This is a genomic window from Segatella copri (assembly GCF_002224675.1).
GTDB lineage: Bacteria > Bacteroidota > Bacteroidia > Bacteroidales > Bacteroidaceae > Prevotella > Prevotella copri_U.
Map to the genome: position 1 here is coordinate 1 of NZ_NMPZ01000020.1, position 18,569 is coordinate 18,569.

Consider the following 18,569-nt stretch of genomic DNA (forward strand, 5'->3'; position numbering starts at 1 on the left):
TATGTTTTTTTCCATAAGAAATTATATGTAATTTAAATTTTTCGATTTCTCTTCTTAGAATATAAATTCCTCGTAAATTCGACCGCAAAGTTAGCAATAAAAACTGAATTCCCCAAACTTTTCCCCATCTTTTTTCCCTCCGCAAATCCCTCCTGTTCTCCCCCTCAATAATTATTTTAAAATCAACTGTTTTTTTTTGTTAAAAATCACTTTTGTAAAGTGATATATTCTTTATTATCAATAAAAACCATTAATTTTGCAGCCGGAAAAAGCATTCTGGCTGCAAACCCGCTCAGAATCCTGGCGGCGCTATAGCAGAGCCAGCTACATCCTTCCCTTCAGAGAAAGGAAGGTTTGGTTAGAATGTGGAGCTCCCTTTGGGAAGGGATAATCTTCTATCATTTACAAATAGAAATATATAAATGAAGAAAAGGATAAAGGTATATGATTAAAAAAATGCATTATCTAGATAAAAAAATGAAATTTCGTAAATTTATGCTGTTAGGAGCCCTAGGGGTAGCGCTCTTAACTGCTACTTCTTGCGGCACACCGAAGGATGTAGCCTACTTTCAGGATTTAAACAACAATCCTGATACCGTTATCACCCTGCAGAACAAAGTGATTACTGTAAAGCCTACTGATAAGATCTATATCGGAGTAAAGAGCAAGGATCCGCAGATCTCACAGCTCTTCAATCTTACAGGCGGTACAAACAGCGGTGGTACTTACAATATGTCGCAGGATGCCTATTACTATACTGTAGATAGCAAGGGAAATATCGATTTCCCTGTAGTAGGAACCATTCAGGTAGCAGGATTAACCCGTGAGCAGATCGCAGAAAAGGTGAAGAAATCACTCCTCGACGCAAGTCTCGTCAAGGACCCAACAGTGACTGTAAGTCTCAGCAACCTCCATTATTCCATGATGGGCGAAGTGGCAAAGCCAGGTCAGTATGCCATTGATGAAGAAAAGGTAACCATCCTCGATGCTATCAGTAAGGCAGGTGATCTCACCATTCAGGGACGCAGAAACGATGTGATGGTACTCCGTCAGGAAAACGGCCACCAGAAAGTTTACAAAATCGACCTCTGCTCCGGCAAGGATATCTTCAGTTCTCCTGCTTACTATCTCCAGCAGAACGATGTGGTATATGTAACACCTAACGATACCAAGAAGAGAAGCTCTACTCTCAATGGAAATACTGTGCAATCTACGGGATTCTGGATGAGCATCTCATCTCTCATCGTTACCATTCTCACATTCTTGAAAGTTAATTAATATCAACAAAAAATGATACAGAATACAACTCCGGCGAATCAGCCAGCACAGCCAAATCCGATGGCTCGACCTAACCAGGAAGAGGATTTCATCCGTATTCAGGATCTCCTCTATCTCTGTCTGACACAGTGGCGTTGGTTCATCCTCTCACTGGTTGTAACCTGCGGCATCGCCATTTATTACAACCTCACCACCCCTAATGTATATCAGCGTACTGCATCCCTGATGATCAAGGATGAGAGCAAGGCGCAGGGCATTGGCGGCGATGTAGCTTCCATGTTCTCCGATATGGGTATGGGAAACATGAAGAGCAATGTAAACAATGAACTCATTGCCATTCAGTCACCAGCCGTTCTCCTCGAGACTGGTAAGAGATTGAAACTTGATGTGGATTATGCCATCGATGGACGTTTCCATAAGGAGGCACTCTATGGCGCAGATCTCCCAGTCACAGTAGATTTCGTAGGATTCACCGATGAGCAGAGCGGAAGCTTTAAGCTCCAGCTCAAGGGCGATGGCTCTTATGTTATCAGTAAGCTCAAGGGAGTTACCCGTGATAATCTCCCAGTAGATGACAGTGATGAAATCACCGGTAGAATCGGACAGATCATTCGCACTCCATTGGGTAAGATTAAGGTGGATAAGGCTCCTGCCTTCACACAGTTTGTTTCTGGTGAAGACGAATCGGTACTCTATGTATCACGTTCCAATGTTTATGCAATGACCGACCGCATCAAGGGTTCACTCTCTGCTAGTCTGAGCGATGTGAAATCTACCGTCATCGACCTTACTTATAAGGATGTGCTTGCTAAGCGTGCAGAAGATGTCATCAACAACATCATCATCGTTTACCGCAAGAACTGGTTGGAGGATAAGAACCAGATGACCATCTCCACCTCTCACTTCATCACTGAGCGATTGGGCGTCATCGAGCGTGAGTTGGGCGATGTTGATAAGAATATTTCAGCCTTCAAGAGCAGCAATCTCCTGCCTGATGTAGAGGCTGCCGCACAGCAGTATATGCAGAAGAGCACCGAGGTTGATAAACAGATTATGGATCTCAATTCCCGTCTCGCCATCGCTCAGTATATCCGAAATTATCTTACTGGTAAGGTTGGCAAGAACCAGCTTCTTCCAACTAATACCGGTATCGAGAGCCCTGGTATCGAACAGCAGATTACCGAGTACAATAAGAGTCAGTTGGAGCGCAACAATATCGTCGCCAACTCCAGCGAGCAGAACCCATTGGTAGCAGATTATGATCAGAGCCTTACCTCTATGCGCAAGAGCATCTCTGCTAGTCTCGATAACTTCGTGGTAACCCTGAAGACTCAGTTGGGCACCCTTCAGGCTAACGAGGCTGCTACTACTTCTCAGATTGCCAGCAATCCTAACCAGGCGAAGTACCTGCAGACTGTTGGCCGTCAGCAAAAAGTTAAGGAGGCGTTGTATCTCTTCCTTCTCCAGAAGCGTGAGGAGAACGAGTTGTCTAAGGCGTTTACCGCATACAATACCCGTATCATCACCCCTCCAACAGGAGACAACACCCCTGTGGAGCCGGTTCGTCGCAAGATCTTGCTCATCGCTTTGGTATTGGGCTTCCTTATTCCAATGGTAGTCATCTATATCCGTGAGAAGGCAAATACCACCGTTCGTGGCCGTAAGGATCTCAAGAAGGTCAACGTACCATTCCTCGGCGAGATTCCATTCTCTATCAGCCGCAAGAACCGTCCAACTCTCGAGCAGCGCATCAAGTTCTGGAAGAAACCTAAAGAGGTTCGTATGATTGTGGTGAAGGCAGGCAAGCGCGATATCGTCAACGAGGCTTTCCGCGTATTGCGTACCAACTTCGAGTTCACCATCGGAACCCATCCGGAGCAGAATGTCATCGTGTTCACTTCATTTAATCCAGGTTCTGGTAAGAGTCATATTGCTGCCAATATGGCGATGTCGCTCGCTATCAAGAAAAAGAAAGTTTTGTTGATAGATGGTGACCTCCGCCATGGTTCAACCTCTATGTTGATTCATAGTCCGGGCGAGGGATTGAGCGATTACCTGAATGGTAGAATCGCCGACATCCACGACATCCTCTATAAGGGTGAAGAAAACGGATTGGTTAAGAATTTTGATGTGATTCCTATTGGAACCATTCCTCCCAACCCAACCGAGCTTCTCTTCACTCCATTGCTTGAGCAGATGATTAAGACCATGCGCGAGGAGTATGATTATGTATTCATCGACTGTCCACCTATCGAGGTCGTCGCAGATACCCCAATATACGAACAGTTTGCCGATCGTACAATCTTCGTGGTTCGTGCCGGCTTGATGGAGCGTAGTATGTTGCCTGAGGTGAATGCCCTCTACAAGGAGAAGAAGTTCAAGAACATGACATTGATTCTGAACGGAACCAAGGCGCATGGCGGCAGATATGGCAGTCACTACGGTTACGGTTACGGCTATGGTTATGGCTATAACTATAATAAGGAAAAGAATGGGGGGGGCAAAATCTTAAATAATTGGATTATAGAATAATAGAAACAAATGTTTAAATTCTTCCAGAAAATATTTAATCAGAGTATGCCATCAGGGGAGCGAGAGCTTCTCCCTGGTGGCATTGATTTTCATTGTCATATCCTTCCAGGGGTAGATGACGGATTTCAGGATCCGGAAAAGAGTCTGGAGCAGTTGAGAATCTATGAGGCGAGCGGCATGAAGGAAGTGTGGTTCACCCCACATATTATGGAGGATGTACCGAATGAGCCGGAAGAACTCCGCCGTGTCTTTGCAGATTTCCAGGAGAAGTATCTTCAGGATTTTGCCCAGCGACATCCTGGATATCAGGCATCAGGAGCTGAAGGAACGAAGCAATCTTCTGCGACCGATGCAGAGCCGTTGCAATTGCATTTGGCAGCCGAGAATATGTTGGATGCTCTTTTCGAGCGTAGATTAAAGGCGAACGATCTTCTTCCGTTAGCCGAAAAGTATCTCTTGGTAGAGACTAGTATATTCGCCCCACCGATGAATTTCCGAGGCTTGTTGGAGCGCATCAAGAATAAAGGCTATACCCCGATTCTTGCTCATCCCGAGCGCTATCTGTATATGAAGAAAGAGGATTACGAGGCATTGAAGTCTCAGGGCATCAAGTTCCAGCGCAACCTGTTCAGTCTGAAGGGGCAGTATGGAGAGCGAGTTCAGAAGCGTTGCCGTCAGCTTCTGAAGTGGCAGATGTATGATTTCGTAGGCACCGATCTCCACCGCCTCTCGCGATTGGAGTAAAAATGGCAGCCGAGGACGGGCTAAAAGCCCCCAAGTACCTAGGTGCCTCAAAGAACGTAACCCCGGCGGATTTGCGTTCTTGAAAAAGTAAAAAAGGGTGCGCCATAGACTTATGACACACCCTCTTCTTTTTATCCTCTGCAGGATTGGACACAAACTGCAGAAGCAATTGCGGTTAAAACCGTAATAATCAAATCAATGATTTTTTTAAGAGTTTCTTTTTTCATAGGCACAATCAGATTTATAGGAAAATAATCATTCATCATTAAGAATCATAAAGTAATCAGAAAGGAAACAATTCTGCCGCATTAAAGCACGGACACTCCTTAGGAGTGGCACCCGGCAAATCCCTATGCCCAACGATTTCAGCCTGAGGAAACAGAATCTTCAACTGTAGCAGCAGATGACGAATCACCCTGTACTGAGCATGCGTCAGCGTGTTGGCAGGGCGACCCTCCTCATCCAAGCCACCCTCGTAGCAGATACCGATAGAACATCTGTTGTAAGGTCTGGCATGAGCACCCACCTCCAGCAGTTTTCTGAACTGCGTCAGGCTGCCATCTTTTCTGCAGTAGAAGTGATACCCCACGGTGCGGAAACCACGAGCCTTGTGGTCACGGAGAAGCTGCTTCTCCGTATAGTTGCGGTTGCATTTCGTTGCACTGCAGTGAATCACCAGAAAACGGACACTCTGGGGAGAATCCATCATTTTGCCGTCTTCGTTGTAGGCAAGGAGAAGGTGCTCATTGAGCACCTCCTCATCACCAATGGTCATAGGAAATTTTTCAGTTACCATCGTTTAGAGTTCTTTAAGATTCATTCAATCAATCAGTTAGTAAATCTAGAGACTTACGTTATCACCAGATTCGGAGCCGCCCTGCTGAGGGGTGTCGGAACCTCCCGATCCTCCCTGCGAACCGTTCGGATCGGTAGTAGTACCGCCACCACCATCATCAGAGGCATTTTTCTTCTTCTTCTTAGGTGCATGTCTCTTCAGGTTAGCATCCAAGTTCAGATTCACGAAGCGGAAGTCGCCGGTAGCACGTGCTCTCATTCTCACGCCCAGAACATTCTTGAGCACCGAGAAATCATCCTCAGTAGCTGCACCCTCCTTGTTCTTGATGCCAATGTAGAAAATGGCGAGGTTGTCCAGTTTCACGTTCTTACCAGCGAGCAGAAGCTCCTTGATGTGTACCACGGCATCAGTCAGGATGCCCTGAATGGTGCCGGCAGAGAAAGGCGAATTGAAGGTGTGCATCTGTTCTGCCAGAGCTTCCAGGTCAATCGTCTCAATAACGTGAGGCTTGGCATAATACTTGCCGTAAGCCTTCTCGTTCTTCTTGTTGTTGTTTTTCTTTAAATCGTACTCGATCATAAGGCATTAAAGGTTTGGGTTGTTGTTGTGTTTCTGTTAAGCGCTGCGCTATGAGACAGAGTACCGGCGGAAGGGCCCGGTCCGCGAAGTATTTCTGAATCACGATGCAAAGATACAACATTGCCAACCCCCCAAAGTACGATGGATATACGATGGTAGTACGATAGTCACCGAAATGGGCAAAACCACTTTTCTGAGTACGGTTTAAGGGTGGTCAGCCCCCTTATGGCTCGCCCAGATACTCGTAGATCAGCATCACCATCCGTAGGCTGAAAGTCTTGTCCCTGGGATGATAGCCTTCGTTCTTGAGCGCCGTTACCAGTGGAGTACAGTGGTTGATGAGTCTCATCAGATGATTCACAGCCACATGCTTGGATTGCAGAGGATAGTAGAGCCATGCCAGCTCAAACTTATTGTATATTTTTATCTTCATGTGATAGGTATTTTTTTGAAATGATACTCTTCATTGTTCAAGACGTCACTGAGAGGTCGTCAGAACGTCTCCAAGAGGTCGTCAGAACGTCACTGAGCACCCCTCAGAAGCATCCTGACGCATCGTCAGAAGCATTCCGGCGACCTCTCAGAACGTCACTTACTTTTTCTTCTTCTTATCATCCTGCATTTTGATAGTCAGATCCATCAGATAACTATTCTTCTGGCATCCGTCCCATTCCGATGGCGAGATGATCGCCTCGATGTTGATTTCGCCCGGCTGCTTCTCTATCACCGCCCATCCGTTGCCGTAAGAGCGGTGAATCTTCCTGAATCCCAGACTGATCATCACGCTCGCCAGGTTCTGCTGAGCCAGATTGTGGTTCATCGCATTGCAGCAGCCGATGCGCTCCATGATTTCGGAAGAGAAGCGGAACTTGATGAGACTCGGATCCGTGTCAGGCTGAGGTACACGATAGTAGCGCAGGATCTGGTCGGACATCAGGTTCACGCCCATGAACATCTCGTTGTGCGCCTTCATCTCCTGGATGTCCTCGTTGGTCAGCCAATATACCCAACCATCCTCCTTCTTCTTCTGTCGCTCCGTCACCTCCTTGCCCAGAGCCACCGCTTGACTATATACGTGGGTATAGTCGATCGGGTTGCTGATAGGGCTCACGATGTTCTCCACCAGCCAAGGGCAGTAGCGGCGGTTCTCAGGGTCCGTAATCAGGTGCATCGTATTGCTGGTGCCGCAGAGCGCCGCACGGTGCATCAGTTCTGAGCGGTACTTGTCGTAGGGGCGACGGATGGAGAACACCAGTTTGGTGACGTTGCTCTTGAAGGCACTCTGGTTCTTGCCCGTCACCTGGTCCAGCTCATCGCAGCACATCAGCGCCTTGCTGGCGAAGGCTTCCATCACATCCTTGTCGGTATAGTTGGCAGTAGATTCATTGATGAAGTACTTGCGCAGGATAGGAGGCAGGGTGTAGTAGAAGGAGGTAGTCTTGAAAATGCCGCCCCTGCCCACGAAGATGAGCATGGTCTGCGCCACCACGTTCGGCGTTACCCATGCCACCACCATCGCCACAAGCCATTTCTTGAAGTAATATCTGAATCGCTCCTGGGTATGACCGTAGCCCGGACAGTAAGCCACTGTCACTCTGTCGGCAAGTTCAGAGATGTAATCCTTCTTGCCGTCCCATTTGGGCAGATTCGAAAGATAGTCGTACATCGGATCCCAAGGCTCGCTGAAGTCGCTGTTGATCACGGAGTGCAGCTTCTGCGGGGTAATCGCCAGCCCCTCCTCATCCATCTTCGACCAGATGGAGTTCTCGATGTTGTCGTCTATCTGCGTCCAGTGATGGAACTTGCCTTTCAGGCTCAGGCTGAGGATCTCATAGTATCCGGTCACCATGTTGTGATGGAACTCATATCGCATGCTGAGCCACTGCTTGATTACCTTGGCAGAAGGGCGTTTGCCGTAGGTCTCACCCTTCTCGTAGAAGTGCCAGGTGCCTTTTCTCTCCACGTGCTTGTAGCAGGAGTTGATTACGCTCGCCGTATCGGGGTAGTCCTTGCTGAAGTGCTCGGTGGCATAGTTGAGCACCTCCTGCTGGTCGATGCCGTATCTCAGACAGATGTTGCCGAAATGGCAGACATACTCGTTGTGGCTGTTACTTTGGAAGATATAACCCTGTTCATCCATCATTTTCAGGATCTTTTCAGCGGCTTGTTCCATACTAGGCACACCTTTTGCTAATAGAATCATTTTCTGGGATGGCTTTTTGCGGGTGCGTTTCGCATACTTCGCCTGCAGCGCCTTCTTGGTATAGAGCTTCTTCAGGTCTTTCAGATTCAGGCTAAAGGTCAGGGCATTCCAGTTGAAATAGGCATGGGAGTCGTAGGCAAGTCCGCACATGCGGGTGATGTCCGTGCACTTGTCATCGGCAGTGATGCCGAGCAGCGCATTGTAGTACTCCATCGCCTTCTGCAGGTTGGCCTCGAAGAGTTCCAGAGCCGAGAGCTCATCATCATCCACGCTGTCGTAGCTGGCGATGATGCGGAATCCACGGCCGCTTGCCGTAACGAAGAGCACCTTGGTGTGCGGATCCGCCTTCGCCTTGCGGATGCACTCTTCCATGAGCTGTGCGTCCACGTGGTCGTAATCCAGGGCGATGTTGCGAAGCACCTTCTTGATGTTTCGCATCTCCTTGCCGTAACCATCCATCAGAGCAGCCACAGTGATGCCCGGCATCTGGATTTTCACCTCCTGTGCAAGCTGCTTGCTGATGGCGAGGCGCTGACGGTACTCCAGGGTACGTGCCTGGGTGAGAGGATCCTTGGTGATGATTCTCTCTAACTCCTCCCAGCTGGTGAGAGGACGACTTTCACTTGATGCGATAGCGTAGAAGAAAGAGGGCAAGATAGCCTCTGCATTCTCTTGATTGTTTGATGTTGTAGGTATCATCATTACTATTGTTTAAAATTGTAAGTGTTTATGCTGATAAAGGCATCAAGGATACAGGTGTGTGAAGGGGGGATATGAAAAAACTAGCGTTAAAGCACTGTTAAAAACAGTATCTAACTAGTTGATATTCATTTCTTTTATCTTTCGCGTACGCTGTTATATCAAAGATGTTAAGCCACCCCCTTCACATAAGCGTATGATTTGACGTGATTGTCAACTGGGCACAAAGGTAAGACAAAGGTTTGAAATAACCAAACGCGATTTCCGCATATCGGAAACCGTTAAATTAAATTTAAATAAAAATGAAAGTTTTAGTTTTCGTTAAGAAAGCAATGGCGTCAGCCATTCAGTTTGCAGGGAAAAAAAAGGCGTAGCCCGTTCCCTCGAAGTGTTCAACCGTTTACTCCGTCTGGTATATGATGGGGTACAGAAAGGCGTCAACAACGGCAGTCTTCAGGATCCTCATCACACCTGGGTGTTGAACAACAAGGATCTTCCAGCTGCCTATGGTGTATCGGGAGGTTTCATTCGTCGTGGCATGAACGACGATTTCGACCCCTTGTTGAGTGATGCGATTCGAATGACGGTCTGGTTATTGGATCATGATTTTCCGGTGACGGATCATCCGACGGAGCGAGAGGAGAAGGAGTATGAGAAGCAGCGAGTAGAGTTGCTGTTATCTTTGTTGGATGCGTTGTTGTCAGACAGTGAGCACATCTCGTATCATCACCGTAATCTCTTCAGTGCTCCCCTGAAGGATTTGGTTCTGAAGAACTTCTCGTCACCAGGCGGTTCAAAGAATTAATCCCCCCGAATCCCTCCGAATCCCCTCCCTCCCAACATCCCTTACTCGCCAAACAATGAAAAGCACCATCCCCCTCTCATCATCCCTTACTCGCCAAACAATCACAAACCATCCCCTCTCATCATCATCCCTTACTCGCCAAACGGGATTTTATGATTAGTTGATAGGCTTTAGCATATTACGAAAGTTCAGTTAAGTGATTTGAAATCCTGGTTGAATGAAATATGAAAAAGGCTAGCGTGCGTTTTTGCATGCTAGCCTTTTTTAGTGCTTGGGGTGCTTTATTCCTTTGTTTTGAGCTCCACTTCCTCCACATATTTCACTAATGAATCCTTGCCGTTGAGCAGGTAGTAATCTACGCGGACCACGTGGTTGATATCGGCATTACCCTTTACCTTGATGTGGCGGGTCTTGCTGTATATCATTGTATCGCGGCGGGATGGATAGGAGACGAGCTGGATGATGTCCTTGGTGGAACCACTGCCGATGTAGTAGATGCCCACACTATCCTTTCCGGCCTTGATTGCCGCCATCTTCGCCATCTTCTTGGCGTGGATAGCTGATGTATCTATCGGATAAAACTCACTGGCAGCTACCGTGTCACCGTCGTGCTGATCGGGTGCAAACTTGCAGCTTGTACTGGTTGTTGTGATAAAAGTTGTGGCAGCCAGAGCTGCCACAAAACATAAAATTTTCTTCATTATTATTTTGAATTAATCAGTTACATTTCAACCACCACTTCGTGCTTGCCTTCCAGGCAAGGAACGATGGTGCCTGCGATGGCTTTGCCATCCACCGTAATTTGCTTTACGCCTTTCTCCCTTCCTTCTGGGTTCTTCACCACGATGTGGTATTCGCCACCACGGAACTTGCGGGTTACCTCGTATTCATGGGCGGTGCTTGGGAGACATGGGTCGATGTTCAATCCCTCGTAATCCGGTTTGATGCCGAGGATGAACTCCGACACGGTGTACCACATCCAGGCGGCAGTGCCTGTTAACCACGAGTTCTTGCCCTCGCCAGGCTTGGCGGCATCCTTGCCGGCTACCATCTGGCAGTTGACGTATGGCTCCACCTTGTGCAGGGTCTGGTATTTCTCCTCTACATAGCTTGGCAGAATCTTGGTATAATGGTTCCAGGCATCATTGCCACGTCCGGCAACGGTTTCGCCGATGATGACCCAAGGATTGTTGTGGCAGAAGATGCCGGCATTCTCCTTGTAACCTTCCGGATAAGATGATATCTCACCCATCTCTACATGATAGGTGGTGTAGGCTGGGTTGTTCAGCACCATTCCGTGCTCGCACTCCAGGCGCTCCTTGGCGCTATCCAGTGCCTTGGCGCAGAGGCCTTCTTCCAGTCCGATGCCAGCCATGGTACACCAGCCCTGACTCTCGATGAAGATCTTGCCTTCCTCGTTCTCGTTGCTGCCTATCTTGTTGCCGAAGAAATCGTAGGCACGCAAGAACCATTCGCCGTCCCAGCCATGCTGCTTCACGGCTTCGCTCATCGCATCTACTGCCTGCTGCATGCGCTCGGCTTCTACCAGGTAATCTTCCTCGGCAAGTCCGGCAATCTCTCCTTCACGGCTATTGGATGCCTCCTTGGCAAGCTGCTTGCACAGCGCCACGTAGTCCTTTCCGGTTACAACGAAGAGTCCGGCAATCATCAGGCTCTCTGCCTTGCTGCCTTCGCCCTTGTTCTCGGTGGTCTGGAAACTCTCGTTCGGATCCCAGGAGAAGCAGTTCAGGTTCAGACAGTCGTTCCAGTCGGCTCTTCCGATGAGTGGAAGCTGGTGAGGACCCTGGTTGTTGATGACGTGGTTCATCGAGATCTTCAGATGTTCAAAGAGACTCACCTCGCTGCCTGGCTGGTTATCGAATGGTACCTGCTCGGAGAGGATGGAGAAGTCGCCCGTCTCCTTGATGTAGGCTACGGTTCCGAAGATGAGCCAGCATGGGTCGTCGTTGAAACCGCCACCTATGTCGTTGTTGCCACGCTTGGTGAGTGGCTGATACTGGTGATAGCAGCCGCCGTCTGGGAACTGGGTACTGGCGATGTCGATGATGCGCTGGCGGGCACGGGTAGGTATCTGATGGACGAAGCCTACAAGGTCCTGGTTGGAATCACGGAAGCCCATGCCTCTGCCGATGCCGCTCTCGAAGAAGCTTGCAGAACGCGACATGCAGAAGGTTATCATACACTGATACTGGTTCCAGATGTTCACCATGCGGTCGAGCTTGTCGTTTCCGCTCTTCACGGTGAAGATGTTCAGCAGGTTATCCCAGTACTGGTTGAGTTCAGCAAAGGCTGCATCCACCTTTTCGGTGGTATCGAACTTCTGGATGAGCTGATGTGCCTTCTCCTTGTTGATCACCTTCTTGGCAGAGAACTTCTTGTCCTGTTCGTTTTCTACGTATCCCAGGAGGAAGATGAGGTCGCGGCTTTCGCCCGGCTTCAGGGTTACCTCTATATAGTGTGATGCGATAGGGCTCCAGCCATGTGCAAAACTATTGCGTGGCTTGCCTTCGAGTACAGCTTCCGGTTCGGCAAACTCGTTGTAGAGTCCGATGAAGCTTTCACGGTCGGTATCGTAGCCCTGAATCTCTGTATTTACAGTATAGAAAGCGTAGTGGTTGCGGCGCTCACGGTATTCCGTCTTGTGATAGAGGGTAGAGCCTTCTACCTCCACTTCGCCTGTAGAGAAATTGCGCTGGAAGTTCTCCATATCGGTAGCGGCATTCCAAAGGCACCATTCTGCAAAGGAGAACACCTTGAGGGTCTTTGCTTCCGCAGTCTGATTCTTCAGCGTCATTTTCTGGACTTCAGCCCAGGTGTGGAGTGGAACGAAGAAGAGAACGCTTGCCTCTACGCCGTTCTTGCTGCCCGTGATGCGGGTATAGTTCATGCCGTGGCGGCACTCATAGCTGTCGAGTGGCGTCTTGCATGGTTTCCAGCCTGGATTCCATACGGTATCGCCATCCTTGATGTAGAAGTAGCGACCACCGTTGTCCATAGGTACCCCGTTGTAGCGATAGCGGGTGAGACGACGGAACTTTGCATCCTTATAGAAAGAATACCCACCTGCTGTGTTGGAGATAAGCGAGAAGAAATCCTCGTTACCCAAATAGTTGATCCAAGGCCATGGAGTTTTTGGATCTGTAATCACGTACTCGCGATTGGCGTCATCAAAATGACCATACTTTTTCTCTACCATTGTTTTTTTAATGTTTATTTTTAGGATTTTTGCATGAATTTGGTGCAAAGATACTAAAAAGTTTCAGTTTATAGGTTAGAAAACAGATATTTTTTGTATTTTTGCATTGAAAAGTTAGATGTTTAACAATTTGCGATTAACATAACATACAATTGGCTTATGAAAAGAAACATTATAACACTCCTCATAACCGTGTTTGCCATGCTGCAAGCAACGGCTCAAACCTACGACAACTTGTGGAAACAAGCTGATATCATCGCTCAGAAGGACCAGCCTAAGAGCGAGATAGGGGTGATGAAGAAAATCATCTCCAAGGCTACGGCGGCGAAAGACTACGGCCAGCTGCTGGCGGCTGAGATAAGGCAAGCTATACTCTGGAGAGAGATTTCGCCCGACTCGCTGACACCCAATGTGAAGCGGATGGAAACGGAAGCACTGAAAGCGAAAGACCCCGTGCTGAAGGCTGTGAGATATGCCGTGCTCGGCAAGGTGTATAGGGAGGTGAATGGGAAGAAGAGCGAGGAGTTCTTCAAGAAAGCCCTGGAGCAGCCTGAACTTCTTGCCAGAAATGCTTCTACCGGGTATGTGCCGCTGACGCTGAAGGGTGTGGATGGCAGTTCCTTCAACAACGATTTGCTGCATCTCATCGGTTTCGAAGCTGACAGCAAGGAGGCGTATCTGCTGATGTACACCTATTATAATAAGGTGGAAAATCGGGGTGCAGCCTGTCTCTGTGCCTACAAGCTTATCGAGAAATACCGCCAGGATGACGTAAGAGAGGTCAGAAAGTCGAAGTATCTGAATACCATCGACTCGCTCATCCACGTATATCAGGATATTCCGGAGGCAGGCGAACTTGCCGTGGAGCACTTCCGCTTCATGGAAGGTGCCACCGATGCCAAACCGCAGGATAAGCTCAACTATATCAACTATGCACTGAATAGATGGGGCGGATGGTCGAGAATGAATGTGCTGAGGAATGCGCAGAAGCGACTCACCGAACCGATGTTCCAGGTGCAGGATATGCCATTGGTGCTTCGCCCTTCGGAAAAGAAGTGGGTGCATCTGAATGTGCGCAATCTCCAGAATCTGAACATTCGGCTTTCCCGTCTCAATATCACAGCGGATAATGAATATGATGCCCAGAATGAGGCAACCTATAAGATGCTCCTGAAGAAGACCACGAAGCTGCATCAGAAGGATTTCAGCCGCAACTACTATGGTCGCCCGGATTACGAAGAGGTAAAGGATTCCATCGAAATCGGTGGCAATCTGCCATTAGGCGCCTATCTGATGGAGGTGACTTCGGATAATACAGGCATTGCTCCGCAGCGAGAACTCTTCTATGTCAGCAATCTGGCGGTGATGATCCAGCAGTTGCCTGATGACAGGCATCGTTATGTGGTGGTGAATGCTACCGACGGACAGCCAGTACCGGGTGCGAAAATCATGCTCTATGACAGGGATTATGATGTGAAGACGGGCAAGTGGAAGAGGCTGGTTCATGCCCGCTTGACTACCGATGAGAACGGCGAGGCTTACTTCAAGAATGTGGATGGAAACGTCTTGATTTCCACCAGCAATGACAAGTTTACGCCTGCTAAGGATATCTACCTCTCACGTGCCCGCTATTACGAGAAGAAGGATGATGAAACGAAATATCAGCTGTTTACCGACCGTGCCATCTATCGTCCGGGACAGAAGGTGCATGCCACTGCCGTTTCCTATATCGTGAAGAAAGGCCTGGATGCCAGTGTGCCGGGAAAGAGCATGGAACTGAAGTTTATCCTGAGGGATGCCAACTGGAAGCAGGTGGCTGAGCAGAAGGCTACAACCGACGAATATGGTACGGCATCTGTGGATTTCGAATTGCCTCAAGGTGGACAGACAGGCATGTATCATGTATCCGTGAATAACCGAGCTAACAGTTCCTTCCGTGTGGAGGAATACAAGCGTCCAACCTTCGAGATTACCTTCCCGAAGGTGAACGAGAAATATAACTGGGGCGACACCGTAGTGGTGAAGGCTTCGGCAAAGACCTACGCCGGTGTACCAGTGCAGGGCGCCAAAGTGGAGTATCAGGTGATCCGCAGAAACCAGCTCTGGTGGTGGGGCGCAGGTTCTGCCGGACAGTTGGTGAAGACTGACAGTTGCGTGACTCGTGAGGACGGAACCTTCGACGTGGAGATTCCGCTGGAGGCTTCCTTGTCAGGAAAAGACGAGGCTGATATGAGCGATTTCATGCGCATCGCCCGTTTCTTCAACTTCGAGGTCTCAGCCATCGTTACCGACATCAGCGGCGAGAGCCACGAGGGCGTGATGAGTCTGCCTCTGGGCACCAAGCCAACCATCCTCACGGTGAATCTTCCTAAGCGTATTGAGGCAGACAGTCTGAAGACGGTGACTTTTGCTTACCGCAATGCCAGCGGTATGGAGATATCCAGCAACCTGAAGTACCGCATCGACAAGGGCGAATGGAAGGATGCCGAGGCGAATGCGCCGATTTCTATGGCTGTATTGCCATCAGGTGTGCATGAGATGGAGGCAATCTGCGGACAAGACACCCTGCAGCAGAAGTTCACCCTCTTCAGCATCAAGGATACCCATCCGATGGAGCCAACCACTGAATGGTATTATCAGACGGCGAAGACCTTCCCGCGTGATGGAAAACCGGTATATGTGCAGGTGGGTTCTTCTGAAAACGGAGCGCACATTGTTTATTCCATCATCGCTGGCAACAAACTGCTGGAGAAGGGTGCCTGGGAGTTGGGCGACAGCATCGTTACCCTGCCATTCACCTACAAGCCGGAATATGCTTCGGGTGTGGTGATTAATTATAGTTTCGTGAAGAACGGCGAATGCTATACCAGAAAAATCAGCATCGCCCGTCCTTTGCCGGAGAAGAAGTTGAACATCACCTGGAAGACTTTCCGCGACCGTCTCACTCCGGGACAGAAGGAGAAGTGGACCTTGCAGATTACGACTCCCGACGGCAAGCCAGCCAAGGCACAGCTGATGAGTGTACTTTATGATAAGTCGCTCGACCAGTTGGCTGACCACACCTGGAAAATGTCGCTGGGATTCAGCCAGTGGTTGCCAGACTGCTATTGGAAGAGCAATCTGAAGTATTATGAGATGGGATTGTCGGGTACTTATCCTACCAAGTATTATGATGAAAAGGAGCTGGATGTGGATCAGTTTGATGGCAAATTCTTTAGCTATTATGCTTATATGCAAGCGGTGGAGCTGAGCAAGTTGGAACGTTCTTCTGGCGGAACCGTTGAGGCTGTTCGTATACAGAAAGACGAGCTGGTACGAGAAGAAGCGAAAGTCATGAGAATTCGTGGTTCTAAGATGGCTCGTGTCGGTGCTTTTGCTCCATCTGTCAACAAGGTTTTTGATGTAGTAGAGGAGATGCCGCAGTTTGCTGGCGGTTCTGGCTCAGACGCAGGACAGTTCCTCGACAAGGTACAGGTGCGTGAGAATATGAACGAGACCGCCTTCTTCTATCCTGCCTTGGAGAGTGACAACAATGGCAACGTAGCCATCAGGTTTACCCTACCAGAGAGCGTGACTACCTGGAAGTTCATGGGATTGGCTCATGACAAGGAGATGCGCAACGGTTTGCTGGTGGATGAGGCTGTGGCTCAGAAGACCGTGATGGTGCAGCCTAACATGCCTCGCTTCCTGCGTGAGGGCGATAAGAGCACCATCGTGGTGAAACTCTTCAATACTTCCGACAAGAAGGTGAGCGGCAACGCCCGTATGCAGATTCTGGATGCCGAAACCCAGAAGGTGGTTTGGCAGAAGACCCAGGGCTATCGCATCGATGCCGAGGGCTCTGCTACCATCTCCTTCGATGTTCAAGGTCTGAAAGAGGGTGTATATATTAATAAGGTGGTGGCTGCCGGTAATGGCTACAGCGATGGTGAACAGCACTATCTGCCGGTTTTGAGCGACCGTGAACTCGTGGTGAACACCCTGCCTATCACCCTGCATCAGAAGGGTGAGCAGAACTTCGACCTGAGCAAACTTTTCCTGAACAAGGAGGGCAAGCAGGCGAAGGGCGCTGAAGAGGCAAAGGTAACCATCGAGTACACCAACAATCCTAGTTGGCTGATGGTGAAGGCGCTGCCTGCTATCAGTAATCCTACCGAGGAGGATGCACTCTCCTTGATGGCTGCCATCTATGCCAACACCCTCAGCCGCCATATCCAGAAGACCTTGAACGTGAATGCCAAGGACATCGACGATGCTTCGGGCTTGGCATCGGCTTCTGATACCTTGCAAAAGAAGGTGAACAAGTATGTCGCTCTCCTGAAGAAACTCCAAAACAAGGATGGTTCCTTCTCTTGGTGGAAGGGCATGAGCGGTAGCAGATATATGACCACGGCTGTGGCAGAGATGATGGTTCGTCTCAATGCCATCGTGGGCAGACAATCCTTTACCGCAAGTATGCTTTCGGGAGCAATCGACTATCTGCGTCAGCAAACGGCTCGTGAGGTGAAGGCGATGAAGGAGGATGAGGCAAAGGCTGCGCAGAAAGCCGCTCGGAATGGCAAGGCTTACCAGGCTACGCCAAGCGAGATGGCTTTGCATTATCTCTATATTGTCGCAATGGATGGGACTTGTGTGAAACTCAAAGCTCCTGCTTTGAATGACATGGATTATCTCCTCGGAAAACTGAAGAAGATGACGGGTTCGTTGACCATCTATGGCAAGGCGAAGGCTGCTGTGATACTCGCCCTAAACTACGATTACAAGACGGCTGCCGACTACTTGAAGAGCATGGAGGAATATTCCGTCTATCGTGAGGATATGGGCAGATATTATGATACTCGCAAGGCGTACTATAGTTGGAGAAACTATAAGATTCCAACGGAGGTGGCTGCCATCGAGGCTCTGCAGGCTTTGGATGCTCAGTCTATAGCTGCTATTTCATCAGCATCGTCTGCTATTAGCAAACAGCAGACCATCGAGGAGATGCAGCGCTGGCTCCTGATGTCGAAACGCACCCAGGTTTGGGATACGCCGGTGAACACCGTGGATGCCGTCTATGCCTTTATGAAGGGTAATGAGAGCAACTGGAACAAACGGGCTGAGAATGCCGTGCTGAAACTGGATGGCAAGCTGTTGCCAATGCCGCAGGATTCTACTACGTTGGGTTATGTCAAGACCGAAAAGGCGGGTAAGGCATCTACCCTGAGCATCAACAAGAAAAGCGATTATACCAGTTGGGGTGCCGTGTATGCAGAGTTCAAGCAGCCGCTTAGCGAAATAGCCTCTGCCGAATCGGGCATCAAGGTGCGCCGTGTCATCGTTCCTGCTGAATCGCAGGGCAGGGGCAAGGCTCAGGCGAAGGTGGGAGAGAAGGTGAAGGTAACACTCATCATCACCGCCGACCGTGACTACGATTTCGTGAAGATTGTGGACAAACGGGCAGCCTGTCTGGAGCCTGTCAATCAGCTGAGCGGTTACCAGTGGGGTATGGAATGTTATGTTTCTCCTAAGGATAATACAACAAATTTCTATTTTGATCGTTTATCTAAAGGTAAGCATTTCGTAGAAATGGAATATTATGTTGACCGTAAGGGCGATTACCAGTCGGGCTCCTGCACGGCAGAGTGTACCTACAGTCCGGAGTTTGGAGGTCGTACGGAGGCATATAAGATGACAGTTAATAATTAATATAAGGATTGATAATTACGAATAGAAT

12 protein-coding genes are annotated in these 18,569 nt (G+C 49.0%); 5 read left to right on the top strand and 7 right to left on the bottom strand.

Annotation, left to right across the window (positions count from 1 at the left end; all coding sequences use genetic code 11):
• Positions 1–477: 477 nt before the first annotated feature.
• From CFT61_RS11785 to CFT61_RS11795, 3 genes are read left to right on the top strand one after another with little or no spacing between them, the layout of a single operon-like run.
• Positions 478–1,278, top strand: a complete 801-nt coding sequence (locus tag CFT61_RS11785) for a polysaccharide biosynthesis/export family protein (protein ID WP_089544623.1) — start codon at positions 478–480, stop codon at positions 1,276–1,278.
• A 12-nt stretch (positions 1,279–1,290) separates the two neighbouring features.
• Positions 1,291–3,810: a GumC family protein gene (locus CFT61_RS11790; protein ID WP_254918961.1), complete on the top strand. Its 2,520-nt coding sequence runs from the start codon at positions 1,291–1,293 to the stop codon at positions 3,808–3,810.
• Positions 3,811–3,819: 9 nt separating this feature from the next.
• Positions 3,820–4,554, top strand: coding sequence for a tyrosine-protein phosphatase (locus CFT61_RS11795; RefSeq protein WP_254918962.1), 735 nt, complete (start codon positions 3,820–3,822; stop codon positions 4,552–4,554).
• Between the two features lie 131 nt (positions 4,555–4,685).
• Here the strand turns inward: CFT61_RS11795 and CFT61_RS17455 are convergent, their stop codons facing one another.
• The 5 genes from CFT61_RS17455 to CFT61_RS11815 all read right to left on the bottom strand — a co-directional run bounded on the left by CFT61_RS17455 (position 4,686) and on the right by CFT61_RS11815 (position 8,834).
• Entirely contained in the window at positions 4,686–4,820 is a 135-nt protein-coding gene (locus tag CFT61_RS17455; RefSeq protein ID WP_158573412.1) for a smalltalk protein, read from the bottom strand.
• A gap of 17 nt (positions 4,821–4,837) precedes the next feature.
• Entirely contained in the window at positions 4,838–5,350 is a 513-nt protein-coding gene (locus tag CFT61_RS11800) for an N-acetylmuramoyl-L-alanine amidase (RefSeq protein WP_089544625.1), read from the bottom strand.
• 45 nt (positions 5,351–5,395) lie between these two features.
• Positions 5,396–5,929 carry a hypothetical protein gene (locus CFT61_RS11805; protein ID WP_089544626.1) on the bottom strand — a complete coding sequence of 178 codons (534 nt, stop codon included), beginning with the start codon at positions 5,927–5,929 and terminating at the stop codon, positions 5,396–5,398.
• A gap of 223 nt (positions 5,930–6,152) precedes the next feature.
• Positions 6,153–6,362 carry a DUF4248 domain-containing protein gene (locus CFT61_RS11810; protein ID WP_089544627.1) on the bottom strand — a complete coding sequence of 70 codons (210 nt, stop codon included), beginning with the start codon at positions 6,360–6,362 and terminating at the stop codon, positions 6,153–6,155.
• Positions 6,363–6,521: 159 nt separating this feature from the next.
• Entirely contained in the window at positions 6,522–8,834 is a 2,313-nt protein-coding gene (locus tag CFT61_RS11815; protein ID WP_089544628.1) for a BT4734/BF3469 family protein, read from the bottom strand.
• Positions 8,835–9,219: 385 nt separating this feature from the next.
• Here CFT61_RS11815 and CFT61_RS11820 point away from each other — a divergent pair, with 385 nt between their 5' ends.
• Positions 9,220–9,636 carry a hypothetical protein gene (locus tag CFT61_RS11820; protein WP_089544629.1) on the top strand — a complete coding sequence of 139 codons (417 nt, stop codon included), beginning with the start codon at positions 9,220–9,222 and terminating at the stop codon, positions 9,634–9,636.
• A gap of 281 nt (positions 9,637–9,917) precedes the next feature.
• On the opposite strand, the gene CFT61_RS11825 is transcribed toward CFT61_RS11820, so the two are convergent.
• A complete protein-coding gene (locus tag CFT61_RS11825) occupies positions 9,918–10,337 on the bottom strand; it encodes a hypothetical protein (RefSeq protein WP_089544630.1) in 420 nt (139 codons plus the stop codon).
• A gap of 20 nt (positions 10,338–10,357) precedes the next feature.
• Complete coding sequence (locus CFT61_RS11830; RefSeq protein WP_089544631.1) at positions 10,358–12,853, bottom strand: GH36-type glycosyl hydrolase domain-containing protein; 2,496 nt, start codon at positions 12,851–12,853, stop codon at positions 10,358–10,360.
• 159 nt (positions 12,854–13,012) lie between these two features.
• On the opposite strand from CFT61_RS11830, the gene CFT61_RS11835 reads away from it, so the two are divergent.
• Positions 13,013–18,541, top strand: a complete 5,529-nt coding sequence (locus tag CFT61_RS11835; RefSeq protein WP_089544632.1) for an alpha-2-macroglobulin family protein — start codon at positions 13,013–13,015, stop codon at positions 18,539–18,541.
• Positions 18,542–18,569 lie beyond the last annotated feature (28 nt).